This window comes from Rhodococcus sp. NPDC059968, from assembly GCF_042738615.1.
GTDB lineage: Bacteria > Actinomycetota > Actinomycetes > Mycobacteriales > Mycobacteriaceae > Rhodococcus_F.
Genome location: NZ_JBHWUE010000160.1, coordinates 1 through 15,015 on the forward strand (window position 1 = coordinate 1; position 15,015 = coordinate 15,015).

At 65.4% G+C, this 15,015-nt stretch carries 17 protein-coding genes; 1 reads left to right on the forward strand and 16 read right to left on the reverse strand.

Features of this window, described 5'->3' with window-relative positions:
* Window positions 1–211: 211 nt before the first annotated feature.
* A complete protein-coding gene (murA, locus tag ACFWAY_RS50335; RefSeq protein WP_378457736.1) occupies window positions 212–1,486 on the reverse strand; it encodes a UDP-N-acetylglucosamine 1-carboxyvinyltransferase in 1,275 nt (424 codons plus the stop codon).
* 54 nt (window positions 1,487–1,540) lie between these two features.
* On the opposite strand from murA, the gene ACFWAY_RS50340 reads away from it, so the two are divergent.
* Window positions 1,541–2,116 (forward strand): cob(I)yrinic acid a,c-diamide adenosyltransferase, encoded by a 576-nt coding sequence (locus ACFWAY_RS50340; RefSeq protein WP_378516056.1) that lies wholly within the window; start codon window positions 1,541–1,543, stop codon window positions 2,114–2,116.
* Here ACFWAY_RS50340 and ACFWAY_RS50345 read toward each other — a convergent pair whose 3' ends face one another.
* The 15 genes from ACFWAY_RS50345 to rpmE form a co-directional block, all read right to left on the reverse strand.
* Window positions 2,117–2,539 carry a DUF2550 domain-containing protein gene (locus tag ACFWAY_RS50345; protein ID WP_378516058.1) on the reverse strand — a complete coding sequence of 141 codons (423 nt, stop codon included), beginning with the start codon at window positions 2,537–2,539 and terminating at the stop codon, window positions 2,117–2,119.
* Window positions 2,540–2,587: 48 nt separating this feature from the next.
* A complete protein-coding gene (locus ACFWAY_RS50350; protein ID WP_005252961.1) occupies window positions 2,588–2,956 on the reverse strand; it encodes a F0F1 ATP synthase subunit epsilon in 369 nt (122 codons plus the stop codon).
* 6 nt (window positions 2,957–2,962) lie between these two features.
* A complete protein-coding gene (atpD, locus tag ACFWAY_RS50355; protein ID WP_378457734.1) occupies window positions 2,963–4,414 on the reverse strand; it encodes a F0F1 ATP synthase subunit beta in 1,452 nt (483 codons plus the stop codon).
* A gap of 3 nt (window positions 4,415–4,417) precedes the next feature.
* On the reverse strand, window positions 4,418–5,398 hold the full coding sequence (locus ACFWAY_RS50360) for a F0F1 ATP synthase subunit gamma (RefSeq protein WP_378457733.1): 981 nt from the start codon (window positions 5,396–5,398) through the stop codon (window positions 4,418–4,420).
* Between the two features lie 48 nt (window positions 5,399–5,446).
* Window positions 5,447–7,090, reverse strand: coding sequence for a F0F1 ATP synthase subunit alpha (gene atpA / locus ACFWAY_RS50365; protein ID WP_378457732.1), 1,644 nt, complete (start codon window positions 7,088–7,090; stop codon window positions 5,447–5,449).
* Between the two features lie 62 nt (window positions 7,091–7,152).
* Window positions 7,153–7,980, reverse strand: a complete 828-nt coding sequence (locus ACFWAY_RS50370) for a F0F1 ATP synthase subunit delta (RefSeq protein WP_378457731.1) — start codon at window positions 7,978–7,980, stop codon at window positions 7,153–7,155.
* Window positions 7,981–7,985: 5 nt separating this feature from the next.
* Window positions 7,986–8,546, reverse strand: a complete 561-nt coding sequence (locus ACFWAY_RS50375; protein ID WP_072946127.1) for a F0F1 ATP synthase subunit B — start codon at window positions 8,544–8,546, stop codon at window positions 7,986–7,988.
* A gap of 9 nt (window positions 8,547–8,555) precedes the next feature.
* Window positions 8,556–8,801 (reverse strand): ATP synthase F0 subunit C, encoded by a 246-nt coding sequence (locus ACFWAY_RS50380; RefSeq protein WP_072946125.1) that lies wholly within the window; start codon window positions 8,799–8,801, stop codon window positions 8,556–8,558.
* An 85-nt stretch (window positions 8,802–8,886) separates the two neighbouring features.
* The gene (gene atpB / locus ACFWAY_RS50385; protein WP_378457737.1) at window positions 8,887–9,672 is read right to left on the reverse strand and encodes a F0F1 ATP synthase subunit A; all 786 of its coding nucleotides are present in this window, start codon (window positions 9,670–9,672) and stop codon (window positions 8,887–8,889) included.
* Between the two features lie 321 nt (window positions 9,673–9,993).
* Window positions 9,994–10,467 (reverse strand): hypothetical protein, encoded by a 474-nt coding sequence (locus tag ACFWAY_RS50390; protein WP_378516057.1) that lies wholly within the window; start codon window positions 10,465–10,467, stop codon window positions 9,994–9,996.
* A 38-nt stretch (window positions 10,468–10,505) separates the two neighbouring features.
* Window positions 10,506–11,687 carry a glycosyltransferase family 4 protein gene (locus ACFWAY_RS50395; RefSeq protein ID WP_378457729.1) on the reverse strand — a complete coding sequence of 394 codons (1,182 nt, stop codon included), beginning with the start codon at window positions 11,685–11,687 and terminating at the stop codon, window positions 10,506–10,508.
* Window positions 11,684–12,340: an L-threonylcarbamoyladenylate synthase gene (locus ACFWAY_RS50400; protein WP_378457728.1), complete on the reverse strand. Its 657-nt coding sequence runs from the start codon at window positions 12,338–12,340 to the stop codon at window positions 11,684–11,686. Before ACFWAY_RS50400 ends, ACFWAY_RS50395 begins: the two co-directional genes overlap by 4 nt.
* Window positions 12,337–13,266 carry a peptide chain release factor N(5)-glutamine methyltransferase gene (gene prmC, locus ACFWAY_RS50405; protein ID WP_378457727.1) on the reverse strand — a complete coding sequence of 310 codons (930 nt, stop codon included), beginning with the start codon at window positions 13,264–13,266 and terminating at the stop codon, window positions 12,337–12,339. The genes ACFWAY_RS50400 and prmC overlap by 4 nt, the downstream gene beginning before the upstream one ends.
* Before the next feature lie 53 nt (window positions 13,267–13,319).
* The gene (gene prfA, locus ACFWAY_RS50410) at window positions 13,320–14,399 is read right to left on the reverse strand and encodes a peptide chain release factor 1 (RefSeq protein ID WP_378457726.1); all 1,080 of its coding nucleotides are present in this window, start codon (window positions 14,397–14,399) and stop codon (window positions 13,320–13,322) included.
* Window positions 14,400–14,491: 92 nt separating this feature from the next.
* On the reverse strand, window positions 14,492–14,734 hold the full coding sequence (rpmE, locus tag ACFWAY_RS50415; RefSeq protein WP_005252948.1) for a 50S ribosomal protein L31: 243 nt from the start codon (window positions 14,732–14,734) through the stop codon (window positions 14,492–14,494).
* Window positions 14,735–15,015: the final 281 nt, after the last annotated feature.

Sequence of the window (15,015 nt, forward strand, 5' to 3'; positions counted from 1 at the left end):
ACCAGGCGCCTTCGTCCAACCTCGTGTCCCCCGCCTTCCGGCCGGGGTCGGTGTCCGTGTCGCTCTGACCTGGAATAAGTTACGCGAAGGGAAACTGCTTGCCAAATCGCCAGGTCACGGCGTTCGTCGATGTGGATTCCGCTGGTCAGAGCCGGTGCGCCGGAACCGATCCGGCGCCTTACCACTCAATTCGGCCGCTGTGACGCCGGACTCACCGCTGAGAAGCGGGATCTGCGTCCACCCTTTCGATCCGGCCACCGAGTTCCTGCAGGATCTCGACGAAACGGGGGTAGCCCCGGTCGATGTGGAAGACATCGTGCACTTCGGTCATCCCGTCGGCGACGAGTCCCGCCAGCACCAGACCTGCGCCGGCCCGGATGTCCGAGGACCACACCGGAGCACTCGACAGCTGCGCGATTCCCCGGATCACAGCGTGATGACCGTCAGTCCGCGCATCGGCACCCAACCGGATCATCTCCTCGACGAAACGGAACCGCGCCTCGAAGACGTTTTCCGTGATCATCGACGTTCCCTCCGCGACTGCGGCCAGACCGATGGCCATCGGCTGTAGGTCGGTGGGGAAACCCGGATAGGGCAGGGTCGCGAAATTGACGGCCGTGGGCCGCGCTTCCTGGACCACCCGGAATCCGTCGGCCTCCGCTGTGACTTCGGCTCCGGCCACGCGCAGCTTGTCGAGCACCAGGCCGAGATGCTTCGGGTTGACTCCGCGAACGCGCACGTCGCCACGGGTCATCGACGCGGCGATCCCCCACGTCGCTGCGACGATCCGATCGCCGATGACCCGGTGCGTGGTGGGCTCGAGTTTGGGGACACCCTGGATGGTCAGTGTGGAGGTGCCGGCACCCCGGATCTTCGCGCCCATCTGGATCAGCATGTTGCACAGGTCGACGATCTCGGGTTCGCGGGCCGCGTTGTCGATCACCGTCTCGCCCTTGGCGAGTACGGCGGCCATCAGGATGTTCTCGGTCGCCCCCACCGACGGGAACGCGAGCCGGATGTTCGCACCGTGCAGGTCGTCTGCCTGCGCAACCACGCAGCCGTGCTCGATCGTGCTGTGCGCGCCCAGCAACCGCAGCCCCGACTGGTGCATGTCGAGGGGCCGCGACCCGATGGCATCGCCACCGGGTAGCGCGACGACCGCGCGACGGCACCGCGCGACCAGCGGTCCGAGCACACACACCGACGCGCGGAACTGACGTACCGCCGCGAAATCGGCGTGGTGTTTAGGCTCCGCGGGTGTGGTGATCCGGACGACGGAGTCGTCGAGGTCCACCTCGCAGCCGAGGCCGCGCAGCACGTCGGCCATCAAGGGGACATCCAGGATGTCCGGGCAGTTGGTGACAGTTGTGGTGCCCTCAGCCAACAGCGCTGCCGCCATCAGCTTGAGAACGCTGTTCTTCGCGCCCCCGACAGACACTTCACCTACGAGGCGGTTACCGCCGGTGACAAGGAAGCGTTCACTCACAGAACACAGCCTAGAGCTAGGGATACCAACCCTGGAGGCCGGTACCGTAACCCTATGGCCGTACACCTCACCAAGATCTACACCCGGACCGGCGACGACGGGACCACCGGACTCAGCGATTTCTCCCGTGTGTCGAAGAACGATCCGCGGCTGATCGCCTATGCCGACTGCGACGAGGCGAACGCCTCGATCGGGGTCGCGGTGGCATTGGGCGACCCGCCCGAGGAGATCCGGTCGATCCTGCGGCAGATCCAGAACGACCTGTTCGACGCCGGCGCCGACCTCTCCACCCCGGTGGAGGCAGAACCCAAGTACCCGCCGCTTCGCATCTCCGACGAGTACATCGACCGTCTCGAGGGCTGGTGCGACGAACTGAACGAACGCCTGGAGCCGCTGAACTCCTTCATTCTCCCCGGCGGAACGGCACTGGGAGCTCTGCTGCACGTGGCCCGGACCGTGACCCGGCGGGCCGAGCGGTCCGCATGGGCGGCCGTCGACGCGAACCCGGACACCACCAACGCACTTCCGGCGAAATACCTCAACCGGCTGTCGGATCTGCTGTTCATCGTCAGCAGGCTCGCAAACCCCGAGGGCGACGTGCTCTGGAAGCCCGGAGCCGGAAAGGCCTGATCAGAGTCGGCGACCGCGAACCGATCGGCCGGACGGTCGTGATTCGACCCAGGACAGGAACGCGGTCATCGCTCCCCCGTCCAATGCGATCTCGTACGAGCTATCGCGGTCCTTGACCGACAGGATGATGATTTCCTCGGACATGATGTCGAATTCGGAGCCCTCCGGGCTGCGACGACCTGCGACTTCGATGCCCTGGCGGTCAATGCGCGAATCAGGGCCGGGACGCAAACTCGACAGTTTGAAGAAGACGAGGGAACCCTCGCCGTAGCGGATAACGCCGTGGCGCCACCCGGTGTCCCCTGGGGCAGGCGTCACCCGGAGGATCGCCGCGGTGCCACCGCGGCGCAGTACTGCCAGCCGATACAGAAAGACCGCGACGAAGGCCGCGAGCAGCACAACCAGAATGATCAACACCGTCATTCCGATTGTCACTGTTCGTCGGCTCCGTCGCGGTCTTTCTCGTGCAGCCTACGCGCGCTCTACAGCGCGGATCCGACCCTTGGCGACAGCAATCGCCTCGAGATCGTCTCCACTCTCTGCGAGCACGGCCTTGGCCGCTTCCACATCGATGTCCTCGGCCAAGTCGGCTGACTCGGCGAGGATCGTGACTGTCTTCGCGGTCACGGACAGGAACCCGCCGTGCACAGCAGCGACGATACGCTCACCGTCGGCCGTCGTGATCGCAACCACTCCGGCCTCGACCAGCTGTCCGAGAACCGGCTCATGCCCAGGCATGACACCGATCTCGCCCTCGGTCGTCTGTGCGCTGACGAGAGTCGCCGAACCAGACCACAACCGTCGCTCCACGGCGACGAGTTCCACGGTCATCTCAGCCATCGTCGACTACTTCCCGGAGATCTTCTTGGCTGCAGCCTCGACGTCGTCGAGTCCACCGCAGCTGTTGAACGCCTGCTCGGGCAGGTGATCGAACTCACCCTTGCAGATCCGGTCGAACGCCTCGATGGTGTCGCGGAGCGGCACCACGGAACCGGGCTGACCGGTGAACTTCTCGGCAACGATGAAGTTCTGTCCGAGGAACTTCTGCAGACGACGGGCGCGGCCGACGAGGACCTTGTCCTCTTCCTGCAGCTCGTCCATACCGAGGATGGCGATGATGTCCTGCAGTTCCTTGTACTTCTGCAGGATGCGCTTGACCTCGTTGGCAACCCGGAAATGCTCTTCACCGACGATGCCGGGCTCCAGGATGCGGGAAGTAGAGGTCAACGGGTCCACGGCGGGGTAGATACCCATCTGCGAGATCGGCCGCGACAGCTCGGTGGTGGCATCGAGGTGCGCGAACGTCGTGGCCGGCGCCGGGTCGGTGTAGTCGTCGGCGGGCACGTAGATCGCCTGCAGCGAGGTGATGGAGCGGCCTCGCGTCGAGGTGATGCGCTCCTGCAGCTCGCCCATCTCGTCAGCCAGGGTCGGCTGGTAACCCACGGCCGAAGGCATACGACCGAGCAGGGTCGACACCTCGGAACCGGCCTGGGTGAAACGGAAGATGTTGTCGATGAACAGCAGAACGTCCTGGCCCTGGACATCGCGGAAGTACTCCGCCATGGTCAGCGCGGACAGGGCGACGCGCATACGCGTTCCCGGCGGCTCGTCCATCTGGCCGAAGACAAGGGCGGTGTCCTGGAGGACGCCCATCTCTTCCATCTCGAGGTGAAGGTCGGTGCCCTCACGGGTGCGCTCACCGACGCCTGCGAACACCGAGGTTCCGGAGAACTCGCGGGCGATACGGGTGATCATTTCCTGGATCAGAACGGTCTTGCCGACACCGGCACCACCGAACAGACCGATCTTTCCACCCTTGACGTACGGGGTGAGGAGGTCGATGACCTTGATGCCGGTCTCGAGGATCTCCGTCTTGCCCTCGAGCTGGTCGAAGGCCGGTGGCTTGCGGTGGATGCCCCACTGCTCGCCGTCGCGACCCGTGCCGGGAGCGTCGAGGCAGTCGCCCAGTGCGTTGAACACGTGGCCCTTGACGACGTCACCGACGGGAACCGAGATCGGCTTGCCCGTGTCGGACACCGAGGTACCGCGGATCAAGCCGTCGGTGGGCTGCATCGAGACGGTGCGCACCAGGTTGTCGCCGAGGTGCTGTGCAACCTCGAGGGTCAGCGTCTTGGCGACCGAGGGAAGCGTGATCTCGGCGTGCAGGGCGTTGAACAGTTCAGGAATAGCGCCACGCGGGAATTCAACGTCCACGACGGGACCGATGACCCGCACGACGCGGCCGGCGATGGACGAATCCGAGCCTGCCCCGTTGTTTTCGGTTACTGCTGCGGTCATTGCTTAGTCACTTCCTGCGCTCGAGGCTAGCGCATTCGCGCCGCCGACGATCTCGCTGATTTCCTGGGTGATCTGGGCCTGGCGAGCCTGGTTTGCCTGACGGCTCAACGTGTTCACCAGTTCGTTTGCGTTGTCCGTCGCGGCCTTCATGGCCGTACGACGGGCAGCCGACTCCGACGCCGCAGCATCCAGCAGCGAGGAGTAGATGCGGGTGCTGATGTACTTCGGCAGCAGGGCACCGAGCAACTTGTCGGGTTCCGGCTCGAAGTTGTATCCGGCGACCGGTTCCGTGTTGCTGGATCCGTGACCGTTCGACAGTATGTCTTCACCGAGTTCGACGTGCTCCTCGGAGACCATCACCTCGAGGGGAGCCATCCGGCGCACCTCGGGGGACTGGTTCAGCATCGACACGAAACGGGTGTAGACGATGTGCAGCTCGTCGACGCCTTCGATGGTTCCCTCGCCGTTCGGCGCGGGAACCTCCGAACCGGATCCGGCCATGAACAGGTCGACCAGGTGCCGGCTGGCCTTGGCGGCGTCGGAGTAGCCCGGATCCTGGGAGAACCCGGTCCATGCACCTCCCAAGTTGCGCCCGCGGAACGTGTAGTACCCCAGACCCTTGGATCCGAGCACGTAGATGACCGGGTCCTTGCCCTCGCTGCGCAGCAGCTGGAACAGCTCCTCGGCCTCCTTGAGGACGTTGGAGTTGTATCCACCGCACATACCGCGGTCACTGGTGACGACCAGGACCGCAGCACGCTTGGGCTCGGTGCGCTCGTTGAGCAACGGGTGGTCCAGCGAAGCGGATGCGCTGGCCAGCTCCGACAGAACCTTCGTGATCTCCTCGGCGTACGGCTTTGCCGCAGCGACACGGGCCTGAGCCTTCGTGATGCGCGAGGTCGCGATCAGCTCCTGGGCCTTGGTGATCTTCTTGGTCGAGTTGACCGACTTGATGCGAGACCTCAGTTCGAGAATGCTTGCCATCGATCGATCACTCTCCCTTCATGTTTCGCAGCATCATGGGCTGGCCGCTCACTTGCTGACGGTGGTGCGCTTGACGTTGATCTGCTCGTGGCCGACCTCGCCGGCGTCGAGAGCCTCGGCCTCGGCCTCGTTCACGACCCGGCTTCCGTCGGACGCGAGGAAGGTTTCCTTGAACTTCTCGGTGGCCTCGAGCAGCGCCTTGGCGTTGTCGGCGTCGAGCGCCTTGCCACCCTTGATGCTCTCGTACACGCCGGAGGCACTGCGGTGCAGCTCGTCGAGGAGTTCGGCCTCGAAGCGGCGGACGTCCCCGACGGGCACGCTGTCGAAGACACCTTCACCGGCGAGGTAGATCGAGACGATCTGGTCCTCGACGGGGATCGGGCTGTACTGATCCTGCTTGAGCAGCTCCACCAGACGGGCACCACGCTCGAGCTGAGCCTTCGAGGCGGCGTCCAGGTCGGAGGCAAAGGCGGAGAACGCTTCGAGCTCACGGAACTGTGCCAGCTCCAGACGCAGCGAACCGGAGACCTTCTTCATGCCCTTGGTCTGCGCGGCGCCACCGACGCGGGACACCGAGATACCGACGTTGATGGCGGGGCGGACACCCTTGTTGAACAGGTCCGACTCGAGGAACACCTGACCGTCGGTGATGGAGATGACGTTGGTCGGGATGTAGGCCGAGACGTCGTTGGCCTTGGTCTCGATGATCGGCAGCGCGGTCAGCGAGCCTCCACCCAGGGCGTCGGACAGCTTGGCCGAACGCTCCAGCAGGCGGGAGTGCAGGTAGAAGACGTCACCGGGGTATGCCTCACGTCCCGGCGGGCGACGCAGCAGCAGCGAGATGGCGCGGTACGCCTCGGCCTGCTTGGTCAGGTCGTCGAACACGACCAGGACGTGCTTGCCCTGGTACATCCAGTGCTGGCCGATGGCGGAGCCGGTGTAGGGCGCGAGCCACTTGAAGCCGGCGGAGTCGGAGGCCGGGGCGGCGACGATGGTGGTGTACTCCATCGCGCCCTGCTCCTCGAGGGCAGCCTTGACGCCCGCGATGGTGGAGCCCTTCTGGCCGATCGCGACGTAGATGCAGCGCACCTGCTGCTTCTCGTCGCCGGTCTCCCAGTTGGCCTTCTGGTTCAGGATTGCGTCGATGCAGACCGCGGTCTTGCCCGTCTTACGGTCGCCGATGATGAGCTGACGCTGTCCGCGGCCGATCGGGGTCATCGCGTCGATGGCCTTGATGCCGGTCTGCAGCGGCTCCTCGACGGGCTGACGCTCGAGCACCGAGGCAGCCTGCAGCTCGAGGGCGCGGGTCTCGCTGCTCTCGATCTCGCCCAGGCCGTCGATCGGCTGGCCGAGCGGGTTGATGACACGGCCGAGGAACGCGTCGCCGACGGGTACCGACAGCACGTCGCCGGTCCGCTTGACTTCCTGGCCTTCCTGGATGTTCTCGTAGTCGCCCAGGATGACGGCACCGATCTCGGTGGCATCCAGGTTGAGCGCGACGCCCAGAACTCCGCCGGGGAACTCCAGCAGTTCGTTGGCCATCGCCGAAGGCAGGCCACTGACGTGCGCGATGCCGTCGCCGGTGTCGGTCACAAGGCCGACCTCTTCGCGGGAGGCCTCCGGGGAGTAGCTCGCGGTGTAGTTCTCGATCGCACTACGGATCTCGTCGGAGGAGATCGTCAGCTCCGCCATGTTTTTCCTGCTCTCGGTGTCTGGTCTTCGAAAAGATCTGGGGTATGGGGTTCGGTTGCGGACTACTTGAGGGACTTCCGCAACGCTGCGAGACGTCCCGCTCCGCTGCCGTCGATCACCTCGTCGCCCACCCGGACGACCAAGCCGCTGAGGAGTTCAGGATCGACCTCCACGTGAACCGTCACCGGCTTCCCGTAGGTACGGGTGAGGGTGGCGGTCAGCCGATCCGACTGCTCACTGGACAGCGGAGCAGCGCTGCGCACCTTGGCGACAACTGCTTCCCGCTGTGCTGCTGCCAGATTCGACAGTTCGTCGAAGGCGTCCGCGGGTGCGGAGTTCTTCAACCGGCCCACTGCCTGGGTCGCCAGCGCCTCGGCGACAGCGGTGACCTTGCCGTACAGCAGCTTGGAGAGCAGTTCACGCTTTCTCTTCGCCGGCACGGAACGGTCGGACAGTGCCTGCTCGAGCTTCGGGTCACCGGCAACGATGCGGCCGAGGCGGAATAGTTCGTCCTCGACGGCGTCGAGCTGTCCCTGATCGGCCGCTGCCTTCAGGAGCGATTCCCGACCGAGGAGCACCAGCGAGTTGCGCAGGTCGGAGGTGGTGGACCAGTCCTGGCCCACCGCCGCCTTCAGGACGGTGAGGGTCTCGGCGGAGACCTTGCCGCCGAACACCTGTTCGGCCAGACCTTCGCGAGCGCTCCCGGGCGTCGAGGTGTCCGACAGGGCACTCCGGAGAGTGCGCTGTTCGTCCAGGATCTCGACGACCGAGAACAGTTCGGCCCCGATCTGGGCCGCGGCCGCTGTGGCTGCTCCGGCAGAGACGGATCCCAAGGCCGAAGACAACGCAGCACGGGTCTGCGTCAAGGCCTCACGGCTCGCTGCGTACATGGTGCTCACTTCCCTGCTGCGGAATTTGCGCCGATGGAGTCGAGCTCGTTCAGGAATCGATCGACCGTGCCGGCCCGCTTGACGTCGTCGGCGAGGGACTCACCGATGAGCTTCTCAGCGAGGTCGACCGCGGTGCGGCCGAGATCGCCGCGCAGTTCGGTGACGATCTGCTGACGCTGCGCAACCAGCTGGTTGTTGCCGGCGGCCACGATGCGGTCGCTTTCTTCCTGAGCCTGTGCCTTCATTTCGGCGATGATCTGCTGCCCCTGGGTGCGCGCGTCCTCACGGATCTGCGCGGCCTCGGTGCGAGCTTCGGCGAGCTGAGCGCGGTACTGCTCGAGCGCCGCCTTCGCTTCGGCCTGGGCCTCTTCGGCCCGCTTGATGCCGCCGTCGATCTGCTCGGTTCGCTCGGCAAGGACCTTCTGGAACATCGGAAGGACGTACTTCCAGAAGACGAAACCAACGATGACCAGGCAGACGATCGACCAAACGATGTCATACGTCGCGGGGAGGAGAGGGTTGTGGCTCTCTTCCTCTGCCGCGAGCAATGCGATGTTGGCTGCCATGTGACGGTCTTAGAAAATGAAGCCGGCGACGAGGCCGATCAGCGCGAGGGCTTCGGTGAAGGCGATACCGAGGAACATCGTGGTACGAACCTGTCCGGCCATCTCGGGCTGGCGAACCATTCCCTCGATTGCCTTACCGACAACGATGCCCACGCCGATGCCGGGGCCGATCGCGGCGAGACCGTAGCCGATGGCTCCGAAGCCCGTCGAGCGGGTTTCCTGGACAGCTTCCTGAGCGAGGTAGGCGAGGCTCATGGTGTTCCGTTCCCTTTCTGTTGACCTCCGCCGGATTCGGCGGGAGGCTCAGTTCTTGGTGGAGCTGGTCGTGAAATTTGTGGTGCTAGTGCGAATCCGCGTGCAGCGCCAGATCGATGTACACCGACGTGAGCAGCGCGAAGACGTAGGCCTGCAGGAAGATCACCAGCAGTTCGAAGAAGGTGAATGCAATGCCGGCGGCAAGCGAGGCCACACCGAACACGGCCTGGAAGCCACCGGAGATGAAGAAGAAGTACTGGGTGGCACTGAAGAACAGCACCAGCAGGATGTGGCCGGCCAGCATGTTGGCCATGAGACGAACCATGAGCGTGAACGGCCGGAGGACGAACGTCGAGATGAACTCGATCGGCACGAGCAGGAAGTGCAGCGGAAGCGGAACACCGGGGACCACGATGCTGCTCTTCACGTACTTGAAGAAGCCGTACTTCTTGATGCCGACGTAGTTGAACACGATGTACGCGAGGGCGGCGAGCACGAGCGGCATGCCGATACGCGCGTTCGGCGAGATGTTGATGAAGGGGATGATGCTGCCGAGGTTGCTGGCGAGCACCAGGAAGAAGATGGTGGTGATGACCGGCAGGAAGCGCTTGCCCTGCTCCTTGCCGAGAATTTCTTCCGCGATGTTGATCCGGACGAAGTCGAGCGCGATCTCACCGATGTTCTGGACACCGCGAGGAATGATCTTCGGGCTGCGCAGCGCGATGACGAAGAAGAGCATCATCAGTCCGGACAGCAGGATGCGAACCAGCATCAGGCGGTCGAGTTCGAACGGAGTCCCTTCGAACAGGACCGCGGGCGGGAAGAAGTCGTTCAGGGAAGGCGCGTGGAATTCTTCCGCGGCCACGTTGATGACGCTCAGCGTTCTCTCCCGTAGTCGGTCCGCAGCCTTCGTTGACTGCGGTTCGATCGGACATTGACGATCAAACAAGTCGACAAGCTCGACTCGCGTATTCGTCAGCTGCTGCGGACTGTTCGAGTCCAGCGTCTGTCGGTGTCGGCGACTCTCGTCGACTCGGCGGCCCTGAAAGTGCGGCCACCTACAAGCATGCAATACCGGCGAGTAACTTACTCGCACTCTCATTGCTCTCGCTTGACCCAGACCTTAGCAAGTCATCTACGACGTTGTGTAGACGGGGTCCGGGTCGATTCAATTTTACTACATCTCGTAGTACTACTTATCGTCCGATTCGGACGATCCGGCGTCGTCCGACGGCGTGGGTTCGACGTACGGCGCCTTGGTTCCCAGGACTCCGAACGTTTCCGCTCCCAGCACGATCACCAGCGACAGCACCATGACCAGCACCAATGCCGTCTTGTCGTAGAAGTCGAGCGGTTTGAGGATCGCCAGGACCGTGATCGCCAGGATCATCTTCAACAACCACGTACCGAGCAGTACCGCTCCCGCAGTCAAGGCCGGAAGTTTCGCGGTGAACAGCACACCCAGCGCGGTGCACAGGATGAACCCTCCCCCGACCGCCGCACCGAGTAGCGCGCCGTACAGACCGGGCTTACCCGCGACGAGAAACGCGATGATCGAGCCGACCACTGCCAGCACGATCAGACCGAGAACTCCGTAGCGGACTGCAGCCCGCAACGACGCGGTGTGATCAGGGGCGGAGGCGGGGGTGAACGTCACGGTCGCCAAGGGTAGTGGATCCTCGCCGGTCCGCCGCAACCCTCCGGTCAGCCGCGACGGTCGTGCTGCTGTCCCCGAATCGACGGGACGGCCGTGACCACCAGCGCGAAGACGAGGCCTCCCGCAACCAGGAGGACGACGACACGACGGTCGAACAGGGCCGATCCGACCGCGCCGAACGCCAGGACACCGACCCACAAGTAGATGAGCAGCACGACGCGACGGTGCGAGTGCCCGATCTGCAGGAGGCGGTGGTGCAGGTGCATCTTGTCGGGGCTGAACGGGCTCACTCCCGCACGGGTCCGCCGGACGACGGCGAGCAGCAGGTCGAGGATCGGGATGAACATGACGGCACCGACGAGGAGCAGCGGAGAGAGAAGACCGAGCAGGTCACGGGTGCCGTAGGCGGTCAGCGGGATGCGACCGGACGCGCTGGTGGAGATGGCCGCGAGCATCAGGCCGATCAGCATGGATCCGGAGTCTCCCATGAAGATCTTGGCGGGCTGGAAGTTGTGCGGAAGGAATCCGAGACACGCACCTGCCAGCGCGGCGGCGATCAGCGCGGGCGGATACGCGCTGACGTCGCCGCCCTGATCGTGCAGAAGCCCCACCGAGAACACACAGATCGCGAGCGAGGAGATCAGGCCGAGCCCCGCCGCGAGGCCGTCGAGGCCGTCGACGAAGTTCATGGCGTTTACCATCACGACCGCGACACCCACGGTGACGAGACCGGCCTGGAGCTGGTCGAGGATGACGGTGCTGCCGTCCCCGAACGGCATATAGATGATGAACCAGCTCACCCCCATCACGACGAGGATTCCCGCCGCGGTGACCTGGCCGACGAACTTGGTGAGCGCGTCAAGGCCCCACCGGTCGTCGACCACCCCCACCAGCACAATCACGAACCCCGAGACCAGGGCTGCCGGAATGTCGGAGGTGAACTCGAATCCCCTGGTGAGTGCGGGTAGCTGCTGAGCGAACAACAGCGCGACGAGCATGCCGAGATACATGCCGACCCCGCCGAGGCGGGGTGTCGGGGTGACGTGAACGTCGCGGTCCCGGGGTATCGCTACCGCCCCGAACCGGAGTGCGAACAGCCGCACGGCCCCGGTGGCCAGGTAGGTGACCACGGCAGCGGTGAAGAGGACGAGGAGAAGTTCACGCAGTGGGACACCCGCGCCCCCGCCTGCTTGGGCCAGCGCCACGCCGGCCGATTCGGCAGCACTCACTGGGCGGACAGGCTCTCCGCCGTCACTCCGAGCACGTCGGCGACATCGCCGGTGGGAACGGCGCCTTCACGCAGGATGCGGGGGGAGGCGCCGGTGAGGTCGACGATCGTCGATGCCTGCCCCTGCTCCGCCCGCCCGCCGTCGAGGTACACGCTCGCCGAGCCGCCGAGTTGCTCGCGCGCGTCCTCGACCGTCGTCGCAGGCGGCCGTCCGGAGACGTTCGCGCTCGACACCGCGAGCGGTCCGACTTCACGCAACAGTTCGAGGGCGACGGGGTGCAGCGGCATGCGCAGCATCACCGTGCCCCGGGTGTCGCCGAGGTCCCACGCCAGCGAAGGCGCTTGTTCCACAACGAGACTCAGCCCGCCGGGCCAGAACGCCCGGATGAGGTCGCGTGTCTGCGGGCGCACGCTGTACACCAGGCCGTCGATCGTGTTCCACGAGCCGACGAGCACGGGAACCGGCATGTCGCGTCCGCGACCCTTGGCCCGCAGGAGGGCGGCGACGGCCTCGCTGTCGAACGCGTCCGCGCCGATTCCGTACAACGTGTCGGTGGGGAGCACGATGAGCCGCCCGGCCTTCAGCGCATTCTTGGCCGCACTCATTCCGGCAGCGCGTGAATCGGGAAGGCCACAGTCGTAAACGGTACTCACCCGCCCATTCTTTCACCCTCGGCGACGGCCCCTGCACGCTGCGCCTCGATATCCGTGGCGACGCGCCGGGCGACCACGAAGCGCGGCTTCCCGGCGAGGTCCGGGTGCTCCGCGACCTCGCCGAATACCCGGCGGGACGCGAACAATGCCGCCACGTCGGACCCGTTGGAGTCGTCGTGCTCGATGCCGACCCCTCCCCCGATCCGCAGCCAGCGCGCGACGTTCGAGATCATCGGCTTGATGACGGACAGACCGTCCGGTCCGGCGAACAGCGCACTGTGCGGATCGTGGTCGGCCACCTCGGGTTCGAGCTCGACGCCCTCCGGGATGTACGGCGGATTCGCCACTATCAGGTCGACGCCGCCTTCGAGCCCGGCCAGCAACATCCGGTCGGTCACGTCGCCCTGGTACAGCCGGATCGGTGCGTCACCTGCCTGTTCGCGGGCGTCGGCGTTGCGCCGGGCCCACGCGAGCGCGTGCGGTTCGAGTTCGACGGCGTGCACGACGGCGTCGGGGCGGGCGTTGGCGATCGCGAGCGCGAGCGCGCCCGACCCGGTGCACAGGTCGAGCACCACCGGCGGATGCTGATCGCAGCTTCCGAGGAACGCGAGCGCCCATCCGAGCAGCAGTTCCGTCTCGGGACGCGGCACGAAGACCCCGGGGCCGACCTCGATGTCGATGTCTCCCATCGCGGCAGTACCGAGGATGTACTGCAACGGAATCCGCTTGGCGCGCTGGTCGACCATCTTCTTGTAGGCGTCGATCACCGACTCGTCGACCAGAGGGACGAGGCCGAGCCGGGTCCGCTCCACCCCCAGCAGGTGGGCCGCGAGCAGTTCGGCATCGGCACGGGAACTACGCACCCCGGCCTCGTCGAGTTGCGCGGTTGCGTCGATCAGGGCCAGGCGAAGAGGAAGGCGACTCACAGGTACAGACTGCCACGCGGCCCGCCGTCCGGTGGCGCGGTCCCGCTTCGCGGTTACTCCGCGGCGAGCCTCGCCTCGCGGTCCGACTTGCCCAGGGCGTCCAGCAGCGCGTCGAGTTCGCCGTCCAGGACCGCATCCAGGTTGTGGGACTTGAAGCCGATCCGGTGATCGGTGATGCGGTTCTCCGGGAAGTTGTAGGTGCGGATGCGCTCGGAACGGTCGACGGTGCGCACCTGGCTCTGCCGGCCCGCCGACGCCTCCGCATCCGCGGCCTCCTCGGCCGCGGCCTGCAGCCGCGCGGCGAGCACCTGCATGGCACGCGCCTTGTTCTGCAGCTGTGAGCGCTCGTTCTGGCAGGTCACGACGATTCCGGTGGGCAGGTGCGTGATACGGACCGCGGAGTCGGTGGTGTTGACACCCTGACCACCCTTGCCCGAGGAGCGGTAGACGTCGATGCGCAGATCGGTTTCGTCGATCTGCACCTCCTCGACCTCATCCGGTTCCGGGTAGATGAGGATACCGGCGGCGGACGTGTGGACGCGTCCCTGCGATTCCGTGACGGGCACGCGCTGCACGCGGTGAACACCGCCCTCGAACTTCAGTCGCGCCCAGACCCCGTCACGCACATCGCCCTTCGACTTGATCGACAGTGTCGCGTCCTTGTATCCGCCGAGGTCGGACACGGTCGCGTCGAGGATCTCGACACGCCAGCCGTGACGCTCCGCGTACCGGACGTACATCCGGGCCAGATCGGAGGCGAACAGCGCGGATTCCTCGCCGCCCTCCCCCGACTTCACCTCGAGCACCACGTCGTCACCGTCGTGCGGGTCGCGGGGGGCCAGAAGGTCGGTGAGGGCCTTGTCGAGCTCCAGGACCTGCGCCTCGAGTTCGGGCACCTCGGCGGCGAAGCTGGAGTCGTCGGCGGCGAGCTCGCGCGCGGCATCCAGATCGTCCTGCGCCGACTTGAGCCTGGTGTACGTCGCCATGATCGGCGCGAGCTCGGCGAAACGCTTGCCCGCCTTGCGGGCCGCAGAAGGGTCGTTGTGCAGGGCCGGGTCCGCCAACTGCTGCTCCAGGCCGGAATGTTCGGCCAGGATGTCGTCGATGGCCGAAGGCTGGGTGGTCCCTGCCATGATTCGCTCCACTCTGCGTTCTTTCGGGAATTAGGCACAAAAAAGCCGACGCCCGGCCTGCAATTATCGCAGGACGGGCGTCGGCGGAACAGCTAGGACTCTGCAGATTCCTTGGCTGCGCCCTTGCCGGCGCGCTTGCCGTAGCGAGCCTCGAACCGGGCGACGCGTCCACCGGTGTCGAGGATCTTCTGCTTGCCGGTGTAGAACGGGTGGCACTGCGAGCAGACCTCGACGTTGATACGCCCGGTCTCCTTGGTGCTGTGGGTCTCGAAGGTGTTCCCGCAACCACAGACCACGGTGGTGGCCACGTAATTGGGGTGAATGCCTGACTTCATGGTGTCCCTTTCAATGGTCGCCGGGTCGCCTTCGCCGTTCGAAGACGTGAACCGGAACCGGACTCAGCCGCTCAGTATGCCAGATCGCAGGTTCGCGATCCCAATCGGCATTTGTGCTTGCGGTGTGGTCAACGCGGGTGGTCCGCGTTTTGTTCCACAGTGGTTATCGAGGTGGAAAACAGCGGGGCCCGGCGACCGAAAGTAGCCGGGCCCCGCGTCGAGTCGAGATCAGTCGGCGATCGCGCCCCGGGCAGTCTTCGAGACCAGTCTCTTATAAAAAA

What these genes read in the sequence shown, in the direction of transcription:
- atpD (WP_378457734.1), bottom strand. Translation starts at nt 4,414, where the DNA reads ATGACCGCAGCAGTAACCGAAAACAACGGGGCAGGCTCGGATTCGTCC.
- ACFWAY_RS50375 (WP_072946127.1), bottom strand. Translation starts at nt 8,546, where the DNA reads ATGGCAGCCAACATCGCATTGCTCGCGGCAGAGGAAGAGAGCCACAAC.
- ACFWAY_RS50350 (WP_005252961.1), bottom strand. Translation starts at nt 2,956, where the DNA reads ATGGCTGAGATGACCGTGGAACTCGTCGCCGTGGAGCGACGGTTGTGG.
- ACFWAY_RS50370 (WP_378457731.1), bottom strand. Translation starts at nt 7,980, where the DNA reads ATGTACGCAGCGAGCCGTGAGGCCTTGACGCAGACCCGTGCTGCGTTG.
- rpmE (WP_005252948.1), bottom strand. Translation starts at nt 14,734, where the DNA reads ATGAAGTCAGGCATTCACCCCAATTACGTGGCCACCACCGTGGTCTGT.
- ACFWAY_RS50340 (WP_378516056.1), top strand. Translation starts at nt 1,541, where the DNA reads ATGGCCGTACACCTCACCAAGATCTACACCCGGACCGGCGACGACGGG.
- atpA (WP_378457732.1), bottom strand. Translation starts at nt 7,090, where the DNA reads ATGGCGGAGCTGACGATCTCCTCCGACGAGATCCGTAGTGCGATCGAG.
- ACFWAY_RS50380 (WP_072946125.1), bottom strand. Translation starts at nt 8,801, where the DNA reads ATGAGCCTCGCCTACCTCGCTCAGGAAGCTGTCCAGGAAACCCGCTCG.
- ACFWAY_RS50345 (WP_378516058.1), bottom strand. Translation starts at nt 2,539, where the DNA reads ATGACGGTGTTGATCATTCTGGTTGTGCTGCTCGCGGCCTTCGTCGCG.
- prfA (WP_378457726.1), bottom strand. Translation starts at nt 14,399, where the DNA reads ATGGCAGGGACCACCCAGCCTTCGGCCATCGACGACATCCTGGCCGAA.
- ACFWAY_RS50360 (WP_378457733.1), bottom strand. Translation starts at nt 5,398, where the DNA reads ATGGCAAGCATTCTCGAACTGAGGTCTCGCATCAAGTCGGTCAACTCG.